Below are 4,858 nucleotides of genomic sequence, written 5' to 3'. Positions count from 1 at the left end.
CTATCGATATTATCTTACTTCTAAAAAAAATGGTGCAAACTTCTAAACACGGGAATCAGTAATGTATCTACAGTATTATATAATTGTTGAAATAAATTGGAAAAGAAAACAGGAATGGAAAAATATAATATACTTTTTTTTATGGATCCAGTTGTCAGTGATATTTGATTCATAATTCCTCCTGAAAAAAATTATATCATAAAATTATTGATTAAATGATTTTTATGTAGTTTCATGATATATTTATGATGCGAATTTGTGTAAATTAGAAAGGATCGATAAATATGGCAAAAATGGAAGAAAGATTGGAGTCATTGGTGGCTCGTCATGAAGAAATCAATGAATTGATGATGCGAAATGACATTGTATCCGATCGCAAAGAAATGGCAAAACTAGGTCGTGAACAAAATGAATTGTTACCGGTTGTTGATACATATAACGCTTATAAACAAGCTTGTGCAGAATTAGAAGATGCTAAACTTTTATCGCAAGAAGATGATAAAGAAATTCGAGAAATGGTTTTGATGGAAATTGAAGAATTAGAACCAAAAATTCAGGAATATTTAGATAAACTGGAATTGTTGCTGGTTCCAAAAGATCCAAATGATTCTCATAACTGTATTCTTGAAATTCGTGGAGCAGCTGGAGGTGATGAAGGAAACATCTTTGCGGGTGATTTATTCCGTATGTATTCAAAATATTGTGAATCAAAAGGATGGCGTGTAGAAATCATTGAAATGGAAGACAGTGAAGCCGGTGGATATTCGCTTGTTTCGTTTAAAGTCAATGGAGATGGTGCCTATGGAACTTTAAAATTTGAATCAGGTTCCCATCGTGTACAACGTGTGCCAAAAACAGAATCACAAGGAAGAATTCATACTTCTACAGCTACTGTATTGTGTATGCCAGAAATTGAAGAAGAAGATTTTGACATTGATATGAATGATCTGGAAATTGAAACAATGCGTTCTTCTGGAGCTGGTGGACAGCACATCAATAAAACGGATTCCGCCGTTCGTATTGTACATAAGCCAACAGGAATTGTTGTAAAGTGTCAAGATGGTCGTTCACAACACGAAAACCGTGCGACAGCTTTAATGACAATTCGTGCGCGTGTATATGAAGAAAGACAACGTGAAATTGATGAAAAAGCGGGGGCAGAGCGTCGTACAAAAATTGGTACAGGCGATCGTGCTGAAAAAATTCGTACATACAATTATCCACAAAATCGTGTAACCGATCATCGAATTGGTTATACAGTCAATCAATTGGATCGAATTATGGATGGTCGTTTAGAAGACTTGATGAGTGCTCTTCAACTAGCTGATCAGCAAGCTAAACTGGCTGGAGAAAAAGCATGACATACCATTCATTGATAATAGAAGCAAAGGATCGTTTGTTCAAAGCGAATCAAGGAGAACAAGCGGCTCAGCTTCTCATGGTGGAATTAACTCGTCAAAAAAATATAAATTTATATCTTTGTATGGACGAGGAATGTGATAATGAAATTGAAGAATATTATAAGAGAGCTGTTTGTGAAATGGAACAAGGAAAACCATTGGGCTATGTATTAGGTTATGAATGGTTTTTTGGATATGATTTTATTGTGAATGAAAACGTATTGATTCCTCGACCAGAAACAGAAGAATTAGTAGAATTAGTTCTACAAAAATTTGATGAAAAATTTACGGATTACCAGCACGTAACATTATTTGATGTGGCAACGGGTTCAGGCGCGATTGGAATTACATTAAGTTTAGAAGAAGAAAAATTAGATGTGATTGCTTCGGATATTTCAAAAGAAGCATTAGAAGTTGCCTATGAAAACAATAAGAAACTCAATGCCCATGTGAACTTTATATGTGGCAGTATGTTAGATCCATATATTGATCGAAACCTTCACTGTGATATTTTGGTATGCAATCCTCCATATATCCCCCAAGACGAACAAATGGAACATAGTGTGATTGATTATGAACCACATGTTGCGCTTTTTGGAGGAGAAGATGGATTGAAATTTTATCGTGATGTCTTTGAAAAAGCACATTTAGTTTGTAAAGAACACGCTTTACTGGCTTTTGAAATGGGTTATCAACAAGGAGAGGCATTGTATACTTTGGCAAAACATTATTTTCCAAATGCTTTGATTCAAATTCATAAAGATATGAGCCAAAAAGATCGTATGTTAACGATTGAATTTTAGAAAGAAGGAAAAAATATGATCAAAAAAAATTCAGTTTGCTGGTGCGGATCCAAAAAAAAATATAAACATTGTCATGAACAATGGGATAATACAATTTCTATTTTAAAACTACAGGGAAAAATTGTACCACCGCATTCTTTAATTAAAAACGAAGAAGATATTAAATGGATCAAAAAAGCGGCCAAAATCAATAATGAAATATTGGATTTAGTATCCAAAGAAATTAAAGCAGGCATGTCAACCGAAGAAATTGATCAAATGGTTTATAATTATACAGTTTCACATGGAGCCATTCCAGCTTGTCTTGGCTATGAAGGATATCCAAAGAGTTGTTGTACATCTTTAAATGATGAAGTCTGTCATGGAATTCCAGATAAAAATATCATTCTTCAGGAAGGTGATATTATTAACGTGGATTGTACAACAATTGTTCATGGACATTTTGCGGATGCTTCCAGAATGTTTTGTATTGGACAAGTATCAAAAGAAGCACAAAAATTAGTGGATGTGACAAAAGAATGCCTGCAAGCCGGTATTCAAGCCGTCCGGCCATGGGGGTATTTTGGAGATATTGGAGCAGCTATTCAGGAAGTTGCCCATAAAAATGGCTATAGCGTTGTGACTGATTTTTGTGGACACGGCGTAGGAAAAGCCTTCCATGAAGATCCTTTTGTACATCACGTTGGTATTCGAAATACAGGCATGGTCATTGCTCCTGGTATGGTCTTTACCATTGAGCCTATGATCAATGAAGGAAAAAGAGATTTATATATTGATGCCGACAATGGATGGACGGCTTATACAGAAGATGGTTTATTATCGGCTCAATGGGAGCATACAATTTATGTAACAGAAAAAGGAGTAGAGATATTAGCTTATTAAATTTCCATTCTTTTTTTTTAAATGAGAGCGCTTTACATAAAATAATGTAATGTTTTTATTAGTTTTTCCTATAAAACCTTGAATTTCAAATCGTTTTAGGTTAATATCATCGAGTATAGAAAGGATTTATGTGTTTATGGAAAAATGGACTCAAGATCAATATGCGGCTAAGATTCAGGAAATGAAACAAGAGGCGCATGATAAAATGTGGTTATATATAGAATTGAATGCAGGAGAATTAAAAGATGAATGTGAACCAGGGGTAAACAACATCTCTCCTTGCTGCAAAGCTATGTTAGATGCCATGTTAGAAGGAGACGGATTTGTTGTTGAACCAAAGATTCGTACAAAAATCGCAAAATCATTAACAATTCGTTTCTATGTTGACAATTTACATCCAAATCGTAGAAAATATAAAGATGTAGTCAATGGATAAGATATTGGACATTTCCAATATCTTTTTTTTACAAAAAAAAAGACCCGAAGGTCTTTTTAGAAACATAAACTAATGAAATAAATAATGAATAATATATCTAAAGCATAGATGATTGGATTCATTTCTTTAGTGCGACCAGAAGCTAACATTCCAATTGTATAAACAATAAATCCACAAGCAATTCCATCAGAAATAGAATACATCAATACCATCATAATGACTGTTGTAAAAGCAGCAGCGGCAATGACCATATCCTTCCATTCAATATTTCCCAATTGCTGAGCCATCATAATTCCAACTACAATTAATGCAGGAGCTGTAACGGCATTTGTTGCGATGGATAAAATAAATGGAGAGAAAATTGTTGCTAATAAGAACAAGATACCAGTTGTGATAGCTGTTAGTCCAGTACGACCACCAACTCCAACACCAGAAGTTGATTCCACAAAACTTGTAACAGTTGAAGTACCTAATGCAGCTCCAGCTACTGTACCAACGGCATCAGCTAACAATGCACGTTCTCCATTTTCCAATTCACCTTTTTTATTAACCAATCCAATATTGTTTCCAATTGAAATCAATGTACCAGCTGTATCAAAGAAATCCACAAATAAGAAAGAAAATAAAATGACAACAGCCTGGAAAGGATGAGCAAATAATTCACCAAAACCAGAAACAAATTGACCAGTGGCAGAGAAATCAAAATTCAAAGAAGCAACTTGACTGACAACAGGCATTCCTTCAATTCCCATGAAACCTAATACAATTCCAATAATAGCTGTAATAACCATTCCTACAAAAACAGCAGCAGGAACTTTTTTAACAACTAAAGCAATTGTGACTAATAAACCAAACAAAGCCAGTAAAACAGTTGGATCTGTTAAACTACCAATACCCACAAAAGTAGCTTCATTGCTGACAATGATTCCTGCATTTTTAAATCCAATAAACGCAATAAAGAAACCAATTCCAGCTCCAATCGCAAATTTCATTTGTACAGGAATCGCATTGATAATGGCTTTACGAATTCCAGTAACAGAAATCACAACAAAGATGACACCAGAAATAAAGACAGCAGCTAAAGCAGCTTGCCAGCTATATCCCATAGCACCACATACTGTGTAGGCAAATAAAGCATTGACTCCCATTCCAGGTGCTAAAGCAACAGGATAGTTGGCTAACAATCCCATTAAAATAGAAGCAAAACCAGCTGAAATAGCAGTTGCTGTAAATACAGCTGTTGGGCTCATTCCTGAAGCCGATAAAACACTAGGATTGACACCTAAAATATAGGCCATTGCCAAGAAGGTTGTAATCCCAGCAAGAATCTCAGTTTT

At 34.8% G+C, this 4,858-nt stretch carries 5 protein-coding genes; 4 read left to right on the top strand and 1 reads right to left on the bottom strand.

The window, feature by feature from the left end; translation table 11 throughout:
- The first annotated feature begins 284 nt into the window (after positions 1–284).
- The 4 genes from prfA to ACI32A_RS09365 all read left to right on the top strand — a co-directional run bounded on the left by prfA (position 285) and on the right by ACI32A_RS09365 (position 3,521).
- On the top strand, positions 285–1,361 hold the full coding sequence (prfA, locus tag ACI32A_RS09380; protein ID WP_439754797.1) for a peptide chain release factor 1: 1,077 nt from the start codon (positions 285–287) through the stop codon (positions 1,359–1,361).
- A complete protein-coding gene (prmC, locus tag ACI32A_RS09375; RefSeq protein ID WP_439754796.1) occupies positions 1,358–2,203 on the top strand; it encodes a peptide chain release factor N(5)-glutamine methyltransferase in 846 nt (281 codons plus the stop codon). Before prfA ends, prmC begins: the two co-directional genes overlap by 4 nt.
- A gap of 15 nt (positions 2,204–2,218) precedes the next feature.
- On the top strand, positions 2,219–3,085 hold the full coding sequence (map, locus tag ACI32A_RS09370; protein WP_439754795.1) for a type I methionyl aminopeptidase: 867 nt from the start codon (positions 2,219–2,221) through the stop codon (positions 3,083–3,085).
- Positions 3,086–3,221: 136 nt separating this feature from the next.
- On the top strand, positions 3,222–3,521 hold the full coding sequence (locus ACI32A_RS09365) for a hypothetical protein (RefSeq protein ID WP_439754794.1): 300 nt from the start codon (positions 3,222–3,224) through the stop codon (positions 3,519–3,521).
- Positions 3,522–3,577: 56 nt separating this feature from the next.
- Here the strand turns inward: ACI32A_RS09365 and ACI32A_RS09360 are convergent.
- Positions 3,578–4,858 (bottom strand): NCS2 family permease (locus tag ACI32A_RS09360; RefSeq protein ID WP_439754793.1); only part of this gene is annotated, 1,281 nt, incomplete at its 5' end.

The organism is Floccifex sp. (assembly GCF_051873555.1).
Lineage (GTDB): Bacteria > Bacillota_I > Bacilli_A > Erysipelotrichales > Erysipelotrichaceae > Floccifex.
This window is presented reverse-complemented; position numbering and strand designations above follow the sequence as displayed.

Bases quoted from the DNA above. Each gene is read 5' to 3' on its own strand.
- prmC (WP_439754796.1), top strand. From the start codon at position 1,358: ATGACATACCATTCATTGATAATAGAAGCAAAGGATCGTTTGTTCAAA.
- ACI32A_RS09365 (WP_439754794.1), top strand. From the start codon at position 3,222: ATGGAAAAATGGACTCAAGATCAATATGCGGCTAAGATTCAGGAAATG.
- prfA (WP_439754797.1), top strand. From the start codon at position 285: ATGGCAAAAATGGAAGAAAGATTGGAGTCATTGGTGGCTCGTCATGAA.
- map (WP_439754795.1), top strand. From the start codon at position 2,219: ATGATCAAAAAAAATTCAGTTTGCTGGTGCGGATCCAAAAAAAAATAT.